The 20661-nt window shown below is 40.4% G+C and carries 26 protein-coding genes; 22 read left to right on the forward strand and 4 right to left on the reverse strand.

Translation table 11 applies throughout. The features are described from left to right. Positions 1-477 precede the first annotated feature (477 nt). The 4 genes from prmA to NF418_RS02450 are packed head-to-tail and all read left to right on the forward strand — an operon-like array spanning position 478 to position 4181. Positions 478-1431 carry a 50S ribosomal protein L11 methyltransferase gene (gene prmA, locus NF418_RS02435; protein WP_256778286.1) on the forward strand — a complete coding sequence of 318 codons (954 nt, stop codon included), beginning with the start codon at positions 478-480 and terminating at the stop codon, positions 1429-1431. Between the two features lies 1 nt (position 1432). After that, complete coding sequence (locus tag NF418_RS02440; protein ID WP_256778287.1) at positions 1433-2179, forward strand: 16S rRNA (uracil(1498)-N(3))-methyltransferase; 747 nt, start codon at positions 1433-1435, stop codon at positions 2177-2179. A gap of 13 nt (positions 2180-2192) precedes the next feature. Beyond that, the gene (locus NF418_RS02445; RefSeq protein WP_256778288.1) at positions 2193-3452 is read left to right on the forward strand and encodes a hypothetical protein; all 1260 of its coding nucleotides are present in this window, start codon (positions 2193-2195) and stop codon (positions 3450-3452) included. Positions 3453-3464: 12 nt separating this feature from the next. Next, a complete protein-coding gene (locus tag NF418_RS02450) occupies positions 3465-4181 on the forward strand; it encodes a DUF554 domain-containing protein (RefSeq protein WP_256778289.1) in 717 nt (238 codons plus the stop codon). A 22-nt stretch (positions 4182-4203) separates the two neighbouring features. On the opposite strand, the gene NF418_RS02455 is transcribed toward NF418_RS02450, so the two are convergent. Beyond that, entirely contained in the window at positions 4204-4728 is a 525-nt protein-coding gene (locus NF418_RS02455) for a GNAT family N-acetyltransferase (protein ID WP_256778290.1), read from the reverse strand. 59 nt (positions 4729-4787) lie between these two features. Beyond that, positions 4788-7283, reverse strand: coding sequence for a bifunctional 2',3'-cyclic-nucleotide 2'-phosphodiesterase/3'-nucleotidase (locus tag NF418_RS02460; protein WP_256778291.1), 2496 nt, complete (start codon positions 7281-7283; stop codon positions 4788-4790). 263 nt (positions 7284-7546) lie between these two features. On the opposite strand from NF418_RS02460, the gene NF418_RS02465 reads away from it, so the two are divergent. The 16 genes from NF418_RS02465 (at position 7547) to NF418_RS02540 (ending at position 17957) form a co-directional block, all read left to right on the forward strand. Further along, the gene (locus NF418_RS02465) at positions 7547-9748 is read left to right on the forward strand and encodes a RelA/SpoT family protein (protein ID WP_256778292.1); all 2202 of its coding nucleotides are present in this window, start codon (positions 7547-7549) and stop codon (positions 9746-9748) included. A 1-nt stretch (position 9749) separates the two neighbouring features. After that, positions 9750-10193, forward strand: a complete 444-nt coding sequence (gene dtd / locus NF418_RS02470) for a D-aminoacyl-tRNA deacylase (protein WP_256778293.1) — start codon at positions 9750-9752, stop codon at positions 10191-10193. Positions 10194-10255: 62 nt separating this feature from the next. Further along, positions 10256-10441, forward strand: a complete 186-nt coding sequence (locus NF418_RS02475) for a hypothetical protein (RefSeq protein WP_002941993.1) — start codon at positions 10256-10258, stop codon at positions 10439-10441. Positions 10442-10742: 301 nt separating this feature from the next. Then, positions 10743-10817, forward strand: coding sequence for a hypothetical protein (locus NF418_RS02480; RefSeq protein ID WP_238596331.1), 75 nt, complete (start codon positions 10743-10745; stop codon positions 10815-10817). 215 nt (positions 10818-11032) lie between these two features. Beyond that, positions 11033-11770 (forward strand): response regulator transcription factor, encoded by a 738-nt coding sequence (locus NF418_RS02485; RefSeq protein ID WP_256778294.1) that lies wholly within the window; start codon positions 11033-11035, stop codon positions 11768-11770. Beyond that, on the forward strand, positions 11770-13104 hold the full coding sequence (locus NF418_RS02490; protein ID WP_256778295.1) for a sensor histidine kinase: 1335 nt from the start codon (positions 11770-11772) through the stop codon (positions 13102-13104). The genes NF418_RS02485 and NF418_RS02490 overlap by 1 nt, the downstream gene beginning before the upstream one ends. A gap of 161 nt (positions 13105-13265) precedes the next feature. Beyond that, the gene (locus NF418_RS02495; RefSeq protein ID WP_002942002.1) at positions 13266-13424 is read left to right on the forward strand and encodes a hypothetical protein; all 159 of its coding nucleotides are present in this window, start codon (positions 13266-13268) and stop codon (positions 13422-13424) included. Between the two features lie 40 nt (positions 13425-13464). Next, positions 13465-13626 (forward strand): hypothetical protein, encoded by a 162-nt coding sequence (locus tag NF418_RS02500; protein ID WP_002942006.1) that lies wholly within the window; start codon positions 13465-13467, stop codon positions 13624-13626. Between the two features lie 73 nt (positions 13627-13699). Further along, positions 13700-13867 carry a hypothetical protein gene (locus NF418_RS02505; RefSeq protein ID WP_172043978.1) on the forward strand — a complete coding sequence of 56 codons (168 nt, stop codon included), beginning with the start codon at positions 13700-13702 and terminating at the stop codon, positions 13865-13867. A gap of 483 nt (positions 13868-14350) precedes the next feature. Beyond that, entirely contained in the window at positions 14351-14533 is a 183-nt protein-coding gene (locus NF418_RS02510) for a hypothetical protein (RefSeq protein WP_256778296.1), read from the forward strand. A 957-nt stretch (positions 14534-15490) separates the two neighbouring features. Next, on the forward strand, positions 15491-15700 hold the full coding sequence (locus tag NF418_RS02515) for a hypothetical protein (RefSeq protein WP_256778297.1): 210 nt from the start codon (positions 15491-15493) through the stop codon (positions 15698-15700). A 110-nt stretch (positions 15701-15810) separates the two neighbouring features. Then, positions 15811-16041, forward strand: a complete 231-nt coding sequence (locus NF418_RS02520; RefSeq protein ID WP_256778298.1) for a hypothetical protein — start codon at positions 15811-15813, stop codon at positions 16039-16041. Between the two features lie 27 nt (positions 16042-16068). Next, complete coding sequence (locus NF418_RS02525) at positions 16069-16251, forward strand: hypothetical protein (protein WP_024377601.1); 183 nt, start codon at positions 16069-16071, stop codon at positions 16249-16251. 34 nt (positions 16252-16285) lie between these two features. Continuing rightward, positions 16286-16495 carry a class IIb bacteriocin, lactobin A/cerein 7B family gene (locus NF418_RS02530; protein WP_172046304.1) on the forward strand — a complete coding sequence of 70 codons (210 nt, stop codon included), beginning with the start codon at positions 16286-16288 and terminating at the stop codon, positions 16493-16495. Positions 16496-17039: 544 nt separating this feature from the next. Then, positions 17040-17741, forward strand: coding sequence for a CPBP family intramembrane glutamic endopeptidase (locus tag NF418_RS02535; protein ID WP_256778299.1), 702 nt, complete (start codon positions 17040-17042; stop codon positions 17739-17741). Between the two features lie 21 nt (positions 17742-17762). Then, positions 17763-17957 carry a hypothetical protein gene (locus NF418_RS02540; RefSeq protein ID WP_172099169.1) on the forward strand — a complete coding sequence of 65 codons (195 nt, stop codon included), beginning with the start codon at positions 17763-17765 and terminating at the stop codon, positions 17955-17957. A 94-nt stretch (positions 17958-18051) separates the two neighbouring features. Here NF418_RS02540 and NF418_RS02545 read toward each other — a convergent pair whose 3' ends face one another. Both NF418_RS02545 and relB read right to left on the reverse strand, forming a co-directional pair. Continuing rightward, complete coding sequence (locus NF418_RS02545) at positions 18052-18393, reverse strand: type II toxin-antitoxin system RelE/ParE family toxin (protein WP_024377605.1); 342 nt, start codon at positions 18391-18393, stop codon at positions 18052-18054. Then, positions 18383-18670 carry a type II toxin-antitoxin system RelB/ParD family antitoxin gene (relB, locus tag NF418_RS02550; RefSeq protein WP_024398776.1) on the reverse strand — a complete coding sequence of 96 codons (288 nt, stop codon included), beginning with the start codon at positions 18668-18670 and terminating at the stop codon, positions 18383-18385. Before relB ends, NF418_RS02545 begins: the two co-directional genes overlap by 11 nt. A gap of 225 nt (positions 18671-18895) precedes the next feature. Here relB and NF418_RS02555 point away from each other — a divergent pair, with 225 nt between their 5' ends. Together NF418_RS02555 and NF418_RS02560 are read left to right on the forward strand one after the other, a co-directional pair. Then, the gene (locus NF418_RS02555) at positions 18896-19546 is read left to right on the forward strand and encodes a CPBP family intramembrane glutamic endopeptidase (protein WP_256778300.1); all 651 of its coding nucleotides are present in this window, start codon (positions 18896-18898) and stop codon (positions 19544-19546) included. 261 nt (positions 19547-19807) lie between these two features. Beyond that, positions 19808-20482, forward strand: a complete 675-nt coding sequence (locus tag NF418_RS02560; protein ID WP_256778301.1) for a CPBP family intramembrane glutamic endopeptidase — start codon at positions 19808-19810, stop codon at positions 20480-20482. Positions 20483-20661: the final 179 nt, after the last annotated feature.

Here is a 20661-nt window from a genome sequence, read left to right on the forward strand (position 1 = left end):
GATTAAATAACCGTCAGAACTGTGTCAAAGTTTGCTGACGGTTATTTTTTATCTCGAATAGCTAAAATGATGACGATTATCAAGCTCAGCATTTCAACAAGCAGACTTGATAAATCTAAATCCAGAGATCTCCGACGTGAGAGTTTTGAAACGATATTTTTCAAAACTCGAGCTAGTGCGTGCCCTAGACAAATCTTATAGGATTTGTCGTTGCCAGATGAGTAAGTTTACTTACCATCTGGCATGGGCTAGCCTTTCTAGCAGATTTGCTGTCCACTTTCATGGGCATCACCTCCGTTCAGAAACTTGGAACCACCGTCTCAAACTTTCCTACACATGTTTATTCGCAGTGCGATTAGAAAATTTTCGAAAAAGTATTATTAGGGTTCCATCGCGCAACATTAACTTGTAAAAAAGGCTAGAAATCGGTACAATAATACAGTGATTGACGCATAGAAAAGAAAAGGAACAACAAACATGAACTCATGGCAAGAATTAACGATTCACGTGCATCGTGATGCAGAAGAGGCAGTTTCAAATCTAATGATTGAAACGGGCAGTCAGGGAGTGGCGATTAGCGACTCGGCTGACTATGTGGGGCAGGAGGACCGTTTTGGTGAACTCTATCCCGAGGTGGAACAGTCGGATATGATTGCGATTACGGCCTATTATCCTGATACTGTAGATATTGAGGAAGTTAAGGCAGACTTGGCGACTCGCTTGGCGGATTTGACAGGCTTTGGCTTGGAAACAGGTCAGGTCAGCCTAGAAAGTCAGGAATTGGCAGAGGAAGACTGGGCGGACAACTGGAAGAAATACTATGAGCCAGCCCGTATTACCCACGATTTGACCATTGTGCCGTCTTGGACGGACTATGAGGCAACGGCTGGTGAGAAAATTATCCGCTTGGACCCAGGCATGGCTTTCGGGACGGGAACTCACCCGACGACCAAGATGAGCCTTTTTGCTCTTTCTCAGGTCCTTCGTGGTGGCGAAACGGTGATTGATGTCGGTACAGGTTCAGGCGTCCTCTCCATTGCAAGTTCTCTCTTGGGTGCCAAGGAGATTTACGCCTATGACTTGGACGAGGTGGCGGTGCGTGTGGCCCAGGAAAACATTGACCTCAACGCCAATACTAGCAATATTCATGTTGCAACGGGCGATTTACTTCGTGGCGTTGACATTGAAGCGGAAGTTATCGTTGCCAACATCTTGGCTGACATTCTCATCCATCTGACTGAGGATGCCTACCGTCTGGTCAAGGAGGAGGGCTACCTAATTATGAGCGGCATCATCGCGGATAAGTGGGACATGGTGCGAGCATCGGCGGAGGCGGCTGGCTTCTTCCTTGAGACCCACATGATCCAGGGCGAGTGGAATTGCTGCGTCTTCAAGAAAACAGCTGACCGCTCAGGTGTGATTGGAGGCTAGGATGCAGCAGTATTTTGTCAATGGCAGAGCACCGCAGGGCATTTTCCAGATTAGCGATAAGGACACTGCCAAGCACATGTTTTCTGTTATGCGCTTGCAGGCAGACGACCAGATTGTCCTGGTCTTTGACGATGGGATCAAACGCTTGGCGCGTGTAGTGGACAGCCAAAACCAATCTGTTGAAATCATCGAAGAACTGGTAGATAATGTTGAATTACCCGTTTCCGTTACCATTGCCATGGGCTTTCCAAAAGGAGATAAGTTAGAATTTGTCGCCCAAAAGGCAACGGAGTTAGGCATGGCAGCTCTTTGGGCCTTTCCAGCGGACTGGTCTGTGGTCAAATGGGACGGTAAAAAACTGGCAAAAAAAGCAGAAAAGTTAGAAAAAATCGCCCAAGGAGCAGCCGAGCAAAGCAAACGCAATCGGATTCCAGCAGTTCGTTTGTTCGAGAAAAAAGGCGATTTCCTATCCCAGCTGGCAGGTTTTGACCAGATTATCTTAGCCTACGAAGAATCCGCCAAAGAGGGCGAACAAGCCAATCTAGTGAAAATCTTGTCTGGCTTAGAAATCGGCCAATCAGTCCTTGTCATCGTTGGTCCAGAAGGTGGCGTGTCGCCTGAGGAAGTTGTAGCTTTTGAAGGAGCAGGAGCGGTCAAAACAGGTCTAGGTCCTCGCATTCTCCGAGCGGAAACAGCTCCGCTTTATGCTCTTTCTGCTATTAGCTACGCAACGGAATTGTTGAAATAAGGAGAGTCTCAAGATGAATGAACTAAAGTCAAAGGAACAAGGAGAACTAATTGTATCTGAGAACTGTTTTGCCCTCATTCAGGAAATGGATGCGTTGGCATTACCGACATATCAAAAACATGAAATTACAAATCCGAAAGTTTTGGCTCATGTTGAAAAGATAGTTCGACCAGCAATCAACCATCATCTTAAGAAAGCCGGGCAGGCTAATATTCCTAAGGGATTGTTCAAAGTGGATTTGCCGATAGGCGATTTGCACAAAATCAAAGGGGAAACGGATAAGTATCGTGCTTTTGTTAAAGGTGCGGAAGGAAAATTTAAGGCTCATGCAATACTAACTCCTGCTCAAGTTGAAATTGCAAAAGGAGCAAAAGCTGCAGCTGCTGTTTCAGGAGCTATGCAGGTCGCTGCTATGGTAGTTGGTCAGTATTATATGGCTGAAATCAATGGTCAGCTTGATTCAATGAAAGAAACGTTGAACGATGTTAAGGATTTTCAAGTAAGGGAATTTAAAGGGACTGTTCGCGCTTTGATAGTTAATATTTCTCAACTATCAAAATTTTCAGCAGACTATGTCGAAAATGCTGAACTTGCAAGACTAAAGTTGATGGAGTGTGCTAACTTCCGTGCTGAAGTAACCAAGTTACTAGAACAGGTCAATCTAGCTATTGAAGAGAGTCTCACTAAGGGAAAAGAATTATCTTTTGAAAAGTATGAACAGTTAATTGATAAGTTAAGTACTAATTTATCCTATCAACAAACCTTGTTGAGATTATTAGCGGAACTTAGTAAGCTAGATCTAGCCTTCTCGCAAGGAGTGATGTCAGAGGATAGTAGTTACTATGTGTATGAGTACTATCTAAACAATTGTAATAGTCTAGGTGAAAAGATAGCCAATTGGCACAAAGATAAGATAAAATTTTTCCAAATTGACACTAAGCGCAATAGACGTACCCAAGAGGGTCCTATGAAAGTAGTTGCAGATATTGCAAAAGAGTTGGATAAGAATGCCCATGTTGCTGCTGGAGTAGGCTTTCTTGGAGGTATCGTAGGTGCAGCAGCAGGTTTTGGAATTGGTAAAGCGGCTGGAGAGCTAAATAAGGCCATTCGTTACATTGATGTTCGAAAACGGACAGTTAAGCTAATTTCAGAACAAAAAGCTGTTTTCTACCAATCTAGTAAGCAATTGTCTACTAACAACTACGGTGAGAATGTGGAATTGTTGCTGGAAGATGGAAACATTTATTATCTGTTGCCAGATGGTAGAGAATGATAGAGGAGAGATATGTTTGCCTTAGGAACAATTATCAATACAGTGGCCATTGCCCTAGCAGGTTTGCTAGGGTCTTGGTTTGGTCATATGCTGAAAGAACGTCATCAATCAGGACTAACGGTGGCGAGTGGCCTAGCTGTTTTGTTTCTAGGAATTTCAGGTAGTTTGGAAGGCCTGCTAACAGTTGTTGACGGTCAACTCAAAAGTCAAAATAGCATGCTTTTGGTCCTTAGTCTAGCCTTGGGGACCTTGATTGGGGAAGTACTCCATATCGAAGGCTGGTTTGAAAGGCTGGGTGTTTGGCTCCGTGAAAAATCAGGAAACAGCCAAGATGGTCAATTCTTAGATGCTTTCCTAACAGCCTCTTTGACCGTTTGTATCGGCGCCATGGCCATACTAGGAGCCATCCAAGATGGATTGATGGGTGATTATCGCTTGTTGGCTGTTAAGAGTATTTTGGACTTTATTATCATTTTGATTATGACCTCGAGTTTGGGCAAGGGAGCAGGCTTTTCAGCAGTACCGGTCTTTCTCTTTCAAGGAACAATCACGCTCTTGGCTCGTTTGATAGAGCCTCTGATGACGGATCAGGCTCTTGCCAACCTTTCCTTTATCGGCTCGGTACTTATTTTCTGCGTCGGTGTCAATATCATCTGGGACAAAAAGATTCGTGTGGCTAATATGCTGCCTGCGATTCTTATCGCGGTTGTTTGGAGCTATTTTGCATAAAAAACCAGGATTTCCCTGGTTTTTACTGTTTTCGTTCAAATTGCAAGAGACTGACCTGTCCCAAGCCCTTCCAGCCCTCCTCGACTAGCCCGACCTGTTGAAAGTCATTTTTCAGGAGAACTTGCTGAGAAGCTTGATTTTCTGGCAGGACAAAGGCGGCGATTGTTTTTATCGGACATGCTTCTAGTAGGAAATGGCAGAGCAGACTGACTGCTTGGCTAGCCAGACCTTGATTCCAGAAGGCATGGTTTATCCGATAGCCAATGGTCACCGACGCAGATCGTTTCTTGTAGTCGAAAACTTCCAAAACGCCAATCAATTTCCCTTGGTGCTCCAGCCCCAAGAACAAACGTTTTTTCTTATCAAAATCCCTCTGAAAATGCCCAATGCGTTTGCGGAGGGTTTCTTTGTTTTGCGTGAGAGTGTTGGGTGTCATCTGAAAATGAATGGGATTGGAGTAGATTTCCCACAAGTCATCAAGGTCTGTTTCCTCGATTTTCCGCAGTTGGAAGGAGGCGGCTTGTAGAGTAGGGAAGGTGTTAAACATGGTCGTCCTTTCAAAAGACAAGAGCTTGGTAGACCCAAACTCTCGACTTTTATCTATGTTTAGTTTTCATTTTTCTTGTGGAAAGCACCGACAAGGCCCATCAAACTGAAACCAATCAGGCTAAGCATAGAACTTGCCTCACCAGTTGCAGGGAGTGTTTTTTGTCCTGTTTGATTTGTTGAGGAGGAGGTGCTTGTCTTAGCTGTAGTAGCAAGTTTGTGTTTTGGTGCTGGTGTAGCTGGCTTGTCTGCTGGAAGGGTAACGACCTGACCAGATGGCAGTGTGATTTGAACGCCAGTTTGACCTGTAGCTGAGTTAGTATTGGTATCTGTTTGACCAGTTGGAGGTGTTACCACTTTTGGTTCAGTGTAGACAAATTTGAATTCGCCAAATCCTTCGTTTTCAGTAGAGGCTTGGATGTAAACCAGACCTTCTTGATTAGCCAACAGGTCTTTTGCACGATCGGCTGTCAAGAAGCGGAGGTCTAAGCCCTTGATGCTATCTGTAAAGGTCCAGTTATTGTCTGCAGTTGGGTTGATGACCTTTTCAGTGCTAATGTAATTGATGATAGCTTGGCGATTTTCCAGATTGAGCAAATAGTTGACAGAAGCGTCTTTGACACCTGGGAAGGTACCGTTAGCACGGTAGTTGTTGGTTACAACGATGAATTCTTGTTCATCTGTGACAGCCTGGCCATTGTATTGAAGGTTACGGACACGACTAGCAGTTTCGTTGACTAGCTTGCCACTGCGATCGTACTTGTTTGGCTGGGTGATGTCGTATTGATAGGTTACGCCATCAATGACATCGAAGTTATAAGTCCGGTAATCTGTATTGACCAGGTTTTGCGGTTCAGTAGAGTTTGGATCTATTTGATTGAACTGACCAGCGGACATTTCCAACCATTCTTTGAGTTGGGCACCGTTGACCTTCAAAATAGCCGTCACATTATCGTAGAGGTAAAGATCTGCCACGTTCTTGATAGCAATTGGACCGGCAGGAATGTCTGTGTAGGCAGTTGCATCACCACGAGTACCAGCCTTGAAAGGCGCTGCTGCAGAAAGGATTGGCAGGCCTGCTTCAGGTGTTCCTGCAAGTTGCTGTTTAGCATACCAGATTTGAGCATTGTTTACAATCTGTACAGAAGGATCATCTTGAACAAGGGCAAAGAAGCTATTGATTGGTGCCGTTGTTTCACCGACTTGCTGGCGGACATAGTTGATAGTTTCAGTATGAGCTTCTTTGGCAAGGTCAATGATGCGACTGTCTGCTACAGATGACTTGGTGTCAATCTTGCGGATGGCTGCCTTGCTAGAAGTCGTAGTCCATTTACCGTCTGTGTAGGTCAAGTTGAGGTCGATCACACCAAGGTGGTCACCGTATTTTCCAGCCATAGTGACAGGCGTACCGTTGATTTTACCATTTGTGTCGTCCACGCCAGCATATTTAGCGTAGAAGCTTGGTTTTTCGGCAGTTCCTGGGAATTCTGCGTGGGAGTGGCCTGTGATGACCGCATCAACTCCAGCTAGGCTGGCGATTTGGTAACCGACATTTTCTTCGCCGACTTCATACTGGTCATCACCGATACCTGAGTGAGAAAGAACCAAAACGATGTCAGCGCCATTTTCACGAATAACAGGAACAATGTCACGGACTGCTTCAACCGCATCGCGCACGATGACCTTGCCTTCCAAATAGGCTTTGTCCCAGTTGAGGATTTGTGGCGGAACGATTCCTGTGATCCCGACTTTCAGGCTGACAGCCTTGCCAGTCGTATCTGTGAAGGTCTTGTCAATGATCGTATAAGGCTGGTAGAGGAAGTCTTTGGTTGTAGGATGTAAAACGTTGGCATTGAGAAGGGGCATGCCAGCAGTTGAAATCACCTTGCGGAGATAGTCTAGACCGTAGTTGAACTCATGGTTTCCAAGGGTACCAGCATCGAAACCGAGCGTGTCCAAGGCAGTGTACATAGGGTGTTGCTCACCTTCTTCAATCGGATCAATGAGAGACTTGTAATTGCCAAGCGGTGTTCCTTGGATGGTGTCACCGTTATCCACAAGCACAATATTTGAATTCTCAGCTTTTGCCTCTTCGATTAGGACCGCCGTTTTAGCCAGACCGAGTGTTTCCACAGGCTTGTCTTGGTAGTAGTCGTAGTTGACCAAGTTGGTATGGAGGTCCGTTGTTGCTAGGATACGGACATCAACAGACTGGCCTTCGATAGGAGTTGTTGTTTCCGTCGCGGCTGCGCGTGTTTCAGTTGCAGGAGTAGTTGTTTCGCTACTAGCGGGAGTGCTACTTTCAGTTGCAGTTTCGGTGCTCGCTGGATTTTCAGTAGCTGGGGCAGACTCAATCGCTGTTGAGACAACTGTTTCAGAAGGAGCGGTTTCAGTCCCAGTTGTGACAACGGAGCTGCTCGTTTCTGTTTGTACTGCTTCAGCATTTAAAACAGGGGTCTCTGTGCTGGTTTCTTCAGCAGAGACAAGGGCGGTGTTGGTGCTAGCCAGTAAAGCTAGGCTGAGGGCTAGGGCACACTTACTAAAACGAAATTTCATGAGAACCTCCATTTGATATAATCTCAAGAATATTATACATATTGAAAACGAAAACATCAACAGTTTTTACGAAAAAACAAAAGAAAAATAGAGAAAAATTTTCAGAAAAACAACAAAAAAACGAACGATGACTAAAAAATGTTTGGTTAGTTTTCTTTGTTTATCGTCATTTTGAATGATATAGTATGGATGAATTACCGCTTTCCTTTTTCTTTTCCAGTGAAAATGGTAAAATAATAGGAAATAGTTAGGGAGAGAAACAAATGAAGGAAATCAATTTTACAGGAGAAGAGGTTGTTGGGCTGACTGCTACCTACCTTCCAACCGAAGATGTTGCTTTTGTTCAGAAGGCCTTGGATTTTGCGACGGAAGCTCATAAGACACAATTTCGAAAATCAGGTGAACCCTATATTGTCCACCCTATCCAAGTAGCAGGTATTTTAGCAGGGCTCAAGCTAGATGCGGTAACCGTAGCTTGTGGTTTCTTACATGATGTGGTTGAAGATACGGATGTAACATTGGATGATATGGAGGCTGAATTTGGTCCAGAGGTTCGGCATATTGTCGGCGGGGTGACCAAGCTGGGTAAGGTCGAGTACAAATCTCATGCGGAGCAGTTGGCTGAAAACCACCGCAATATGTTGATTGCTATGTCTCAAGATATGCGGGTCATTCTGGTTAAATTGGCAGACCGACTTCACAATATGCGGACCCTCAAGCACTTGCGCAAGGACAAGCAGGAACGGATTTCACGTGAAACAATGGAAATCTATGCACCCCTAGCCCACCGTCTGGGTATTTCTTCTATCAAGTGGGAATTGGAAGACATGTCTTTCCGTTACCTCAATGAAGTTGAGTTTTACAAGATTACCCACATGATGAGGGAGAAACGACGCGAACGGGAAGAGTTGGTCAATGAAGTCGTCGACAAGTTGAGAGAATATACAGAGGAACGTCATCTGATTGGACAGATTTATGGTCGTCCCAAGCATATCTACTCTATTTATCGGAAGATGCACGATAAGAAAAAACGCTTTGATGAGCTATACGACTTGACTGCTATTCGCTGCTTGATGGATACACCAAGTGATGTCTATGCTATGCTGGGCTATATCCATGAACTCTGGAAACCTATGCCAGGCCGGTTCAAGGACTATATTGCCAGTCCGAAAGCCAATGGCTATCAGTCCATCCATACGACTGTTTATGGGCCAAAAGGTCCAATCGAGTTCCAAATTCGGACGGTGGAAATGCACCAGGTTGCAGAGTACGGGGTTGCGGCTCACTGGGCCTACAAGCGTGGTGGTAAGGCAACTGCTTCTGAAAAAGAGCTGCGTTGGATCAACAACCTGATTGAACTTCAAGAAGGGGCAGGAGATGCCCAATCTTTCGTTGATTCAGTCAAAGAGGATATCTTCACAGAGCGGATTTACGTCTTTACGCCAGATGGTGCGGTGCGTGAATTGCCTAAGGACTCCGTACCCATTGACTTCGCCTATGAGATTCACACCAAGGTTGGCGAGCGGGCGACAGGTGCCAAGGTCAACGGCCGTATGGTGCCTCTGACGACCAAGCTCAAGACAGGTGACCAGGTGGAAATCATCACCTCTGCCAACTCTTTCGGTCCCAGTCGTGACTGGGTCAACCTGGTTAAAACTCACAAGGCCCGCAACAAAATCAAGCAGTTCTTCAAGAATCAGGACAAGGAATTGTCTGTTTCTAAGGGGCGTGAAATGCTCCAGAACCTGCTCCAAGAGAACGGCTACGTTCCCAACCAATACCTGGACCGTCGCCACATGGACGAAGTCCTGCAAAAGACTAGCTATAAAACCGATGAGGCTCTTTATGCAGCGGTTGGTTTTGGGGAAATCTCTGCCGTGTCTGTCTTTAACCGCCTGACAGAGAAAGAACGCCGTGAGGCAGAGCGGGCTAAGGCCAAAGCTGTCGCGGACGAATTGGTCAACGGTGGCGAAGTCAAACACGACAACAAAGATAGTCTGAAAATCCGTCACGAAGGTGGCGTGGTCATTGAAGGGGCGTCAGGCTTGCTGATACGGATTGCCAAATGTTGTAATCCAGTACCTGGCGATGAGATTGTCGGCTACATCACCAAGGGTCGTGGGGTAGCGGTTCACCGTGTAGACTGTATGAACCTCAAGAGCCAGGAAAACTACGATGTTCGCCTGATTGATGTCGGTTGGGAGGATGAAAATTCGACCAAGGAATACATGGCAAACATTGATATCTACGGGCTCAACCGCTCAGGTCTGCTCAACGATGTTCTCAAGGTTTTGACCAATGCCAGCAAGAACATTTCTTCGGTCAATGCCCAGCCAACCAAGGATATGAAGTTTGCGACTATCCACGTTTCCTTTGGCATTTCTAACCTGGCAACCTTGACCAGTCTGGTGGACAAGATCAAGTCGGTGCCAGAAGTTTACTCAGTGAAAAGGACCAACGGATAAAATGAAAATTATACTACAACGTGTATCGCAGGCCAGTGTGACGATTGGCGGAAGCATCCATGGACAAATTGATCAGGGACTTTTGCTCCTAGTAGGTGTGGGGCCAGATGACAGCCAGGAAGACCTGGACTATGCTGTTCGTAAAATTGTCAACATGCGGATTTTTGCAGATGAGGCAGGCAAGATGAACAAGTCTGTTCAAGATGTAGCGGGCAAGATTTTATCCATTTCCCAATTTACTCTTTTTGCGGATACAAAAAAAGGCAATCGCCCTGCCTTTACAGGAGCGGCAGCTCCTGCCCTAGCCAGCCAACTCTATGATGCCTTTAACCAGGCTCTGTCAGCCTTTGTGCCCGTTGAAGTGGGCGTTTTCGGGGCGGACATGGCGGTCAGTCTGGTCAATGATGGGCCGGTGACCATTGTGTTAGATACCAAAAATCGCTAGACCTCTATACTTTTTGTGTCTATTTTGATATACTAAAAGTGAATTAGATGTGGAGGTGTGCCATGAAAAACTTACTGACCAATCATTTTTTCTACCTAGTGGTAGCATTTACCTTGATTTTGGTGATTTACTTTAGTGGAATTGACAAGCGCTGGATTATTCTGGCAAGTTTTCTCTATTTTATCCCTTCGCAGATTTTATACCGTCGTCGCCTTAAAGAGCGGCTACAAGAAGACCAGCCCAAGTAGGCTGGTTTTTTGATGTGTAAATTGGACTACAATTCTTTATTAAATATGCTATAATAGTTTTTGCAGAAAAGTAAAGACGGTGGCTCTAATTTCTGAAAGGTAGGTGGTGCCTATGGGCAAATCATCAAAATCTAACAGAAAGGCTAGCCCAAGCCAGCTGGTAAGTGAACTTACTCATCTGGCAACGACAAATCCTATAAGATTTGTCTAGGGCTCGCACTAGCTCGAGTTTTGAAAAATATCGTTTCAAAATTCTCACGTCGAAAGTCTTAGCTTGTCAACCTTTGAGGTCTTAACACTCATGTTTGTAGCTGGTAACTTTGTTATCGCTCTCGTGATGTTAGTTCTTGAATTGGTAAAATCGACAAAAAAATAACCGTCTATAACTTTGGCAGGTTAACGGTTATTTTTTAATAATTTATAACAAGCCACCGTCTTAAACGGTTCTGCAAGGGGTAGTTGTTTCCAGCAACTACCTTTTTCTATGTTTATTATACATCGGTGGGTCTATCAAGTCAAGTTGGACATTTATCTTTTGCTGAAATATGCTATAATAATGATTATTACTTACAAAAAATGTAGGAGATTTCTATGCTTAATATTTTTGTATTAGAAGATGATTTTTTTCAGCAGAGCAGGCTAGAAAATGCTATTAGGCGGTGTGTTGAAGAAACGTCAGTAAGGTATAAATTCCTAGAAGTTTTTGGTAAACCGAATCAATTATTAGAATCAATTGAAGAAGCAGGCAATCACCAATTTTTCTTTTTAGATATTGAAATTAAAGGCGAAGAAAAGAAAGGAATGGAAATCGCTAAAGAAATCCGTGCTCGCGATCCCTATGCTGTTATTGTCTTTGTAACAACTCACTCAGAATTTATGCCGGTAACGTATCGTTATCGGGTTTCTGCTTTAGATTTTATAGATAAAGGCCTGGAGGATAGTGACTTTCAAAAGGCAGTATCAGATGTGTTAGTGCATGCTTTTGAAAATATTGATCATACTATAGCTGAAAATTCTTTTATATACAAAACTGAAACTGCTCATATTCAAGTCCCTTTTAGTGACATCCTTTATTTTGAAACATCATCAACAATACATAAAGTTATTTTAAAAACCAAAACAGGTCAGACTGAGTTTTACGGGAAAGTATCCGATATAGCTAAAGCTGACGAACGACTTTACCAGGCACATCGTTCTTGTGTAGTGAATCCATTAAATATAACCAGATTGGACAGAGCAAACCATATTGCCTATTTTGAGAATGGAGATTCTTGTTTTGTTTCTCGTTTGAAGCAGAAGAAACTTGCAGATTTGTTGGAGATTGATTGATGAATATTTTTATATCTCCATTTTACGACACTGTATTCTTTATTGACATGCTGATTCGTTTGATGATTCTTCAACAAATCAGTGGTTTATTTTTGAGCAAGAAGAAAAAATGTTGGATTGCTTTTCTTTTAACTGGTTGTCAAATAGTTTTTTATGACATATATCTGTTATTAGAGCCTTTTTCTTTTTTGGTTATTATTCCTTTTTTAAAAACAAATTGGAATGGAACCCAGAAACTATTTTACGGCTTATTGCCATTTGTAATAGGGGATATGTTTCAACGTATCATAAGTCTCTATTTAAGATTTGTGTTTCAATTGGATTATTTCAGTTTAGGTTTATTTTTCGATATTATTTTAACCTTGTTGCTTATACCGTTCTATACTCTCTTTTTTAAAGGGTTGAGAATTGAAGCTAAGTATTTAAAAGTTGATACACTTGATAGTGATTTTAAAAATATATTTCTCAGTTTGAATATTTCATTCATTGTCTATTTTCTTTTTGTCAGAACTACAGTTCTAATTGAAAGATGGGTAGAAATGAAAGTAATATCAGTTAATTGGGATCCTTATTATGTTCGTACCAATATAGTATTACTTTATTTTGTTCTTTTTACAGCAAGTTTATTATATCTGAATTACAGAAATAAAGAAAAGCAAGACAAAGAGATCCAGGAGTTGAAGGACAAACAATTAACAGATTTAAGCCGTTATAGTCGTCATGTTGAGTCACTTTATAAAGAAATTCGAAGTTTTCGACATGACTATACAAATATTCTCGTTAGCTTGAATGAAGCAATTAAGGAAGAGGATATTGTTGCGATTCGAACGATTTATAGTGAGGTTATTGCAGATTCTGATAGAAAATTCTATGATGGAAAGTACGATATAGCTAGATTATCCAATATACAAAATCCTGCTGTGAAGAGTTTATTATCATCTAAGATGTTGGAGGCACAAAAAAAGGGGATTGCAATTTCTGTGGAAGTAGATGCTGAAATTGAACCACCTGCTTTAGAGTTGATAGAATTCATAACGATTCTATCTATTTTATTAGATAATGCTATCGATGCTGCAGAGCAGTGTACAAATGGAAATATTGTATTCGCCTACTTCCAGGAATATGACCGAAAAATTGTGGTTGTAGAAAATACTACTGTCGAAGATAAGGTATCCACAAGTCATATTTTTGAATATGGTCATTCGACAAAAGGAGATAATCGAGGAATTGGCTTGGCTAATGTAAAAACTATTTTAGATAACTATCCTAAATTTTCTATATCAACGAACAGTAGCAATCATCGATTTGTTCAGGAGTTGGTGTTTTTGGAATAAGATTTATAGATGTAAGTCCAGTCGAAAGGCTGGATTTTTTTGCATTTTCTCGAAAAAATGGTCATTCATTACAAAATAACGACCGTTCATGACATGGATGAAAAAATAGGGCCGAGTTGACTTATACTAAGAGTGTAAAAAATAAGAACAAGGAGAGGAACATGAATACTTTAAAAACATACTTCAAAGGAAATAAAAAAACAATCTACATGGTGTTGATTATTGTTGGCTTATTGACCATTTATCCGCCTATTTTTCAAACCATTTACCAAGCAGGTAGAGATTTTGGGCGTAGTTTTGTGAATGCAGTTTTACCGTAAATATGTTGATAGGATAGGAAATTTTAAAGGAGAGAAAGCGATGAAAAAAATGAAAACTGTTAAGGATAGTCAACCGTGGTCAGAGCGTGAAAAAGTTTTGCTCTTGTTACTTTTGGTTAGTGTGATTGATATTCCGTCTCTCATTGATACCCTATATCAAATTGGTTATGAATTTGGTCAGGCTCTTGCACTTTGGTTTTAGTAAATGATGAGATGATTTTACGGAATGTGTTTGTCGGTGCATTTTATACGCGTATCGTAGGAGGAATAATTTTATGATTTGGCTTATTAAACTTCTTTTGATTGTTGTGATTTCTATTCCTGTAACAAGTATTTTACAGCCTCTTCACAACCATTACTTAAATGGAGTCACGGTTGCGGTCATTTCCGTCATTGTGTCCCATTTAGTGGATAAATATGGGAAAGGTGGGGATGAAGTATGAGTAAAGAGCTGAAAAGGATGTTGAAACTCGGGACACTTTTCCTTGCCTTATTTATCTTTAATATGTTTTTTCTTAAATGGTTGTCTGTTATAGGATTTGTTATTCATTTTAGCGAAATTAGTTATTTGGTTCCACCGCTGTTTTCAGTCATCGTTCTATCGATGATTGAAAAAAGAGAAGCATGAAAACGACTTAATGAAAAAATGGTCATTCATTACAAAATATCGACAGTTCATGACATGGATGAAAAAATCGGGCTGATTTGGCTTATACTAAATGTGTAAAGAAACAAAAAAGGAGACACGAACATGAATACTTTAAAAACAATTGTTAAACACCGGCATTTCCACTCCCTACTTGTAGGACTCGGAGCAGGAGCTATCATTGGTCTATGGGGAGTGTATTATGGAATGATTTACCTACTCAGTTACCTTGTCATTAGAGGGTTGAGTTCTGTGGTTAAAAAATAAGGAGGAAAATAAGATGAAAATGACGAAAATGATGAAAACTATTTTAGCCGTACTATTCTATTTTTGTTTAGACTATGTAATGAGAGAGTGGCTTGGCTTTGGTAGCCTTGGTTACTGGGCTCTATCCGTTCCAAACTTTTTGCTTCTAGTGATGTTGCTCAAACGTAACTATCAGGAACACAAGCAAGTACACTGAAGTTGACTGGCTGGCTTGAAAGGAAATTGGTTATGGATAATCTAAAAATAATTAAAAATGGGAGAAGTGAGCAGATTATTTCTTTTGCTAATCAATGGAGGCCTGGTATTGGTTTGTCCTATTGCGAGATTGGTCAACAATACTACTGTTAATTAGGTTCATAGGATGACACCTCGAATAGTCATTTGGGGTGTTTTCGTTTGCTAGAAGAAATTTAAAATATTGGAGGCTGATGTTGACTAAATCGCATCAAGTCAATGCTTCTAGTCAGTTTGTACGAGATACAAAGGAGGTCATTTTTTGCATAAATATATTAGGAACTTATGAATCGACACTTGAGAGATTTAGAGTGGAATTCTCGGAGGTTATTGATTACAAGCATTGTAAATGCCTTTGTGGATAGCTGATGTTTTATGTTTATGAATAAATAGTTTGAAATTTGTTTAAAATCTGCTATACTAAGTTAGAAAGATGTAGTGCAAAGCACACCAAAGCCCTTAGAAATTGCAGTTTCTGAGGGCTTTTTTACGTTCTCTAGTTTGAGAGATTAACGGGTGTGGTTTGGGCTAGCTGTGGTCGTTGTACTTGCTATCTAGCCACTTGCAAATGCAGTATGCAGCTACATTTGCCCTAACAGCAAGTAAGAGCTCTAAGATGTAATGCAATGCTATTCACCCCCTTTCACGAACTCCTATTGAAGAACGCAATCGGTTACCGACAGCAATATTATTTCATCATAATATATATGGTTTTTATGTAGAAATCATAGTTCAAACTATTTTAGTTGATTTTACAATCTGTCACTTTCAACTCCAGTCAAAAGGCTGGATTTTTTTGCATTTTCTCGAAAAAATGGTCATTCATTACAAAATATCGCCCGTTCATGACATGAATGAAAAAATCGGGCTGATTTGGCTTATACTAAGAGTGTAAAAAATAAGAACAAGGAGAAACGAGATGGCAGTGAAAAAGAAAATTGCTATGACAGAAGAACAATTGCTACATATCGCTATGATAGTCTATACCTTGTATGTGCTGTACTTACTTGTCACCAAGAATTTTGTACCACGCTTCATAACTCCCTATGGACTGTACCTATTTGTTCTCGTTGAAGAAAAATTAGAGAAATTTTGCAAAAAACTATATCACAACTTAATGAATCGATAAAAAATGGTCATTCATTACAAAATAACGACCGTTCATGACATGGATGAAAAATTTGGGCTGAGTTGGCTTATACTAAGAGTGTAAAGAAAACAAGAACAGGAGAAACAAAGATGAGAGAAAAAAAGGAAATTATTATTACAGGGAAACATGTATTACACACAACAATGCTTGTATTACACACAACAATGCTTGTATATACCTTCTTTATTGGATTTGCATTCATTAGACAGGATCTTGAGTTGCCGATGTTGATACCATACGGATTCTATCTACTTACCCTTATTCTTGAAAAAATGGAAAAAAGTGGCAAATCGTTATTTGAAATCAAAATTGAGCGTTAAGGAAAATGATAGTGAGGAGAATTGAAGATGAAGAATAAAAAATTTTATGCAGTATTGATTGCTATTGCACTATGTTTGGTGTTTAAGATTAGTGCGAACGTGTCAGGCGATAGCCTTAAAGATTTTTTCAATGTTTTGGCAGTTAGCATCCCAGGTTCAATCATTACTTTTACTGCTTTAACGAATAAGGAACAAAACAAGGAAAAGTAAGTTAGTAAAGAAAACAAGAACAAGGAGAAAATATATGACTAAATTTGAAACAATGGATAAAATGAATACAAACTTTGGAGCACTAACAGAAGAAGAATTGATGAATGTTGATGGAGGTCTATTACCTGTTGTTGTAGGTGGAGTTGTGGTTGGCTGGAAAGTAGCTGCTGGGGTTACTGCAGCAGTTATTGCAGGAGGTGTAGCAATTGGAGCTGCTGCAGGATATTTTGCAAATCGTCCTTAAAGGGGTATTGAATTATGAAGTATTTACCTGAAGTTGTAATATTTAGTGCCGCTTTATTACATTTTACTTCACTGGTTGTCAGTGATGTTTTAGGAATAAAACTACCTAGTGTATTGACGGCGCCGTATGTGCCTTTTATTATATTGTTAGCATTATTGATGCTTGTATTATACAAAGACTGGAAAGAAGGATAGGATATGAATTGCTAACTATTATAAACATTTATAATTTGTAAAAATTATATTAGGTGTATCGGAGAGAGATTTATATCATATATTCCGCTACCTTTTTGAGCTTTACGGGAAGGAGAAATAAAAATGGAAAACAAACATCAAATGATGACTATCAAAGAAAGAATAAAATTATGCAGTTCTTGCAAGGGCTTGTTGAAGGAATTTTGGTCACTGCCGTTCTTATTCACCTAGTGGCTTGGCTTGTTCTTGGAAAAACAGTAGATGTTTTATCATATAATTTCTATCCAATGCTCTTTATTGCATTGTATTTCCTAATGAAAGTGAGTAAGACTAAAAAGGAGGACTAGCTTATGAAACGTGTTAAAAATATTTTAAAATTTATTGGTTTGATTTTTGTCATCGTTGCGATTAACATAACTCCGATGCGATTTATTGCCATACAGGATTCGATGTCAGGTGCCATGCAGTGGGTTTCTGGCATTGGCTATCTAGTCATTGCGACAGCTATTGTGGTGTGGACTTGGAAACGGTATAAGAAAGGTCTACCTGACCAGCAAAAACGGTTCACATTTACTTGGAAAGATTTTGGGTTTGCTCTGCTATTTTTCTTGGCCGGACGAGTTATCGGTATTGGCGGAACGTTATTGACCCAGTTGGTAACTGGTAATGCCACCACGGCCAACGATGCAGCACTTTTGGCTACAAATGAGCAATTGGCGAAGATGTTTCCGCTATACTTTATTGCCTTTCATATTGCAATAGGCGTTTTTGCTCCTTTTATGGAAGAGCTCGTTTTCAGAGGTTTGTTTAGCAGATATTTCTTCAAAGAACATCAAAAATGGCTAAAATTGATAATCAGTTCAGCTGTCTTTGCTCTTCTTCATGCGATTCATCCAATTGAATTACTACTTTACTTCTTGCTGGGGGCAGTCTGCTATTTGGCTTATGCTCGCCGTGGCAATATTGTGGATGCGATTCTTGTTCATATCTTGAACAATAGCTTGATGGTTATCTTTTCAATTATTGGTTACTTATTGGTACTGTTTGGTTAGTGATGTTAAAGGAGTTCGGTTATGACAATGATGGAAACATTAGATAAAAAATACCAAGAATTTGAAACAGCTTATGAGTCTTCCCCGTTTGCAATGAAATTCTTGGTCTGGGTAGGAGTAGCTCTGACCTTGATGACACTTGGATCAGTTCTTGTACCAGCGATATATTCAGCAGGGCAAGATTTCGGGGAATTTCTATATTCTGTTTTTGGATGAGAGAGTGGTAGAAAATAAAATGAAAAAAGCTGAGCAATCAGCTTTTTGTTTACACTCGTTTCGTTAGACTTGTTGAAGGTGGGGGAGTTGCTCCTTATTTGAGGGTTTGCTTGAATAGATTGTCTAGGTTGTTTAGATAGTCTGTCCTTGCTCCTCTAATGCGAAGGACATCTACACGTGAGCCACGAATCAAATAGAAGATGAGGTGCTGTTTTCCAGGAATCATCCTTGTTTTTCCTTCTGGGAATAATGCTTGTCCCAGACGAGCGTCAAGGTCAATATATCCCTCTGGAAATATTTCTAAGGTCAAGATAGCTGTGCTTAGAGATGCAAGCACCTTTCGAGCACTTGATTCTGAAAATTCACGGACATAATACTGGTAGATTTCCTCTAAATCTTGTTCGGCTTTAGCAGATAAATGTACTTCATAGACCATATTTGGCGAATACCTCACGAGCAGGTGTCGTGTGTCCTGATAAAACTTCTTGGTAGCCTTCATCAAGCTCTGCAATCAACTCATCTAGAAAAGCCTCTGCACGCGCCTCTTCTACTGTTTTTATTGGCAAATCTTGCTCTTCAACCACCCTTTCTACAAATAAATTAAGAGCATCAGAAAGGGTCATATCTTTTTCTGATAAGATTATTTTTGCTTGTTCCAATAATTGTGCATTTACTCTAAAATTATATTGTCTATCCCTAACCAATCCTGCCATTGTCTTCAACTCCAAATTCTAATATGTATAACAATAGTGTAGCTATTTGTTTTACATCTGTCAAGCGATAATCTGGTACTGAATATCTTGGATAAGATTCGGTGACTTCGAAAAAATGGTCATTCATTACAAAATAACGACCGTTCGTGACAGGGATGAGAATAGTGTGTTGATTTGCTATATACTAAGTTCATAAAAAGATTGGATTAGAACGGGAGAGTAGCAATGGTTCATTGGATAAAAAGCATAGTACAGGTTTTATTGTTAACCTTAGTCATACAAGTCCCCTTCATTGCTGAGATGAGTTGGGGGAATATAGATGAACACCTACTTGGTTATATCCTACATGTGTTTTGTTGGATTCTTCTCACTCTTTTCGTTTTTAGGTTATTGGAAACTCTTCGGAAAAACTGTCGTGACAATAGTTTAGAGGCAAAAGGCTATAGCTATGGTAAATTGTTTGGATTGGTTATTTTGGTAATCATTATTAAAATTTTACTATTAAATGTTTCCTTGCGATTATCTGGCTCGACGGTTGATAATAGTAGTATGTTGGAGCTATTTCAGTCGAAATATGGCTGGATGGCCTTGCTCAGTACAAATATTCTCTCTCCTATCCGAGAAGAGTATCTCTATAGGGAAATCTTTCAGGAGAGAATAAGGAGTAAGCCCTATCCAATCATTAGCGTGTTAATTACAGCCATTTTATTTGCTTTTGTACATAGTTATGAAATTTCTTTTAGTTTCTGGTCGGCACTTTTTCCAGGATTTTTGTTTTCTTGGATTTACTATAAAACGAACGATCTCAAATATCCGATAGTGGCACATATTTTGTCGAACAGTATTGTGACCGTTTTAAATGTTATAAGTGTTTAAAGGTGTGAACATTGTGAAAAACAATTGAGTAGCCTATAAATGACAATGGAAAGGAGAGAGAATATGAAAATGCTAAAATTGATAACTATTATTCCCTTGTTTGTACTATTAATGATGGGAATACTAAACTTGTTTCGAGTGACAGACTGCTTGCGATATATTTTAAATATACTGGGGTTAGTAGGAATATTAATTCTAAGTTATCATACATATAAAAAGAACACTCGGAATTAGTTGTAATAGATAAAAAATGAGTAGAATATGAAAATAATAAAATCCATCGGTTTAGCAGTGGGTACCGTGTTACTCACTTTGCTCATTCAATTTCCAGTTTATGTGGGGATAACAGCCTTTCAAGAGAGTATACTTTTAAAACTTGCAGTCATGATAGGGCTTGGTCTTGCAATATTGGCACTACTTTCTGTCATCAGACGAGGAATGGTAAAGAATCAAGTCTTTTCAAGAGAGAAGCTGAATGTTTTAAAAATAGTCGGAATGACAGCACTGGTATTTACGGGTCAAACTTGCCTGAACCTCCTTTGGCAGTATTTGGGGTTTAGTCTTAGTGATTCTAACGCCTTGGATATAGTCAATCAGTTAAATTCGGACAATTTTGGGGTGATGGCTCTCTCAGTTGTCTTGTTTGCTCCAGTTTTAGAAGAATTTCTTTACAGAGGAATTTTGTTAGAAAAGACAGCCCAGTATTTTCCTAAGTATCCTCAAATGGTCATCGTATTTTCTGCCCTTCTATTTGCTTATTGTCATACCTGGAACTTTTCAGTGGCATTTTTAGGTCACTTTATAACAGGGGCTTATCTGGGCTATCTGTATATGTGCAATAGACGAATGACGGATACTATCCTTGCACATAGCTTCTATAATGCCTCCATTTTATTCCTCCAAATTTTATTTGGTTTGGTGCAGATTGGTGGATAAAAATTGACAGTAGACATTTTGCGGAAATGCCTGTGTACTGAGAGGAAACGAGGCTGGGCAAAAAGCCCGCTTCTCAAGGTTAGTGTCAACATCTCAGCGCAGTGGTTGATTGGCAGATTTGTTCGTGTTTTACACTCCAAATCTGACCTAATCAACTGTGCGGGGGTGGGAAGACGAAC

Origin of the sequence: Streptococcus suis, assembly GCF_024509555.1 — a bacterium.
Lineage (GTDB): Bacteria > Bacillota > Bacilli > Lactobacillales > Streptococcaceae > Streptococcus > Streptococcus suis_AD.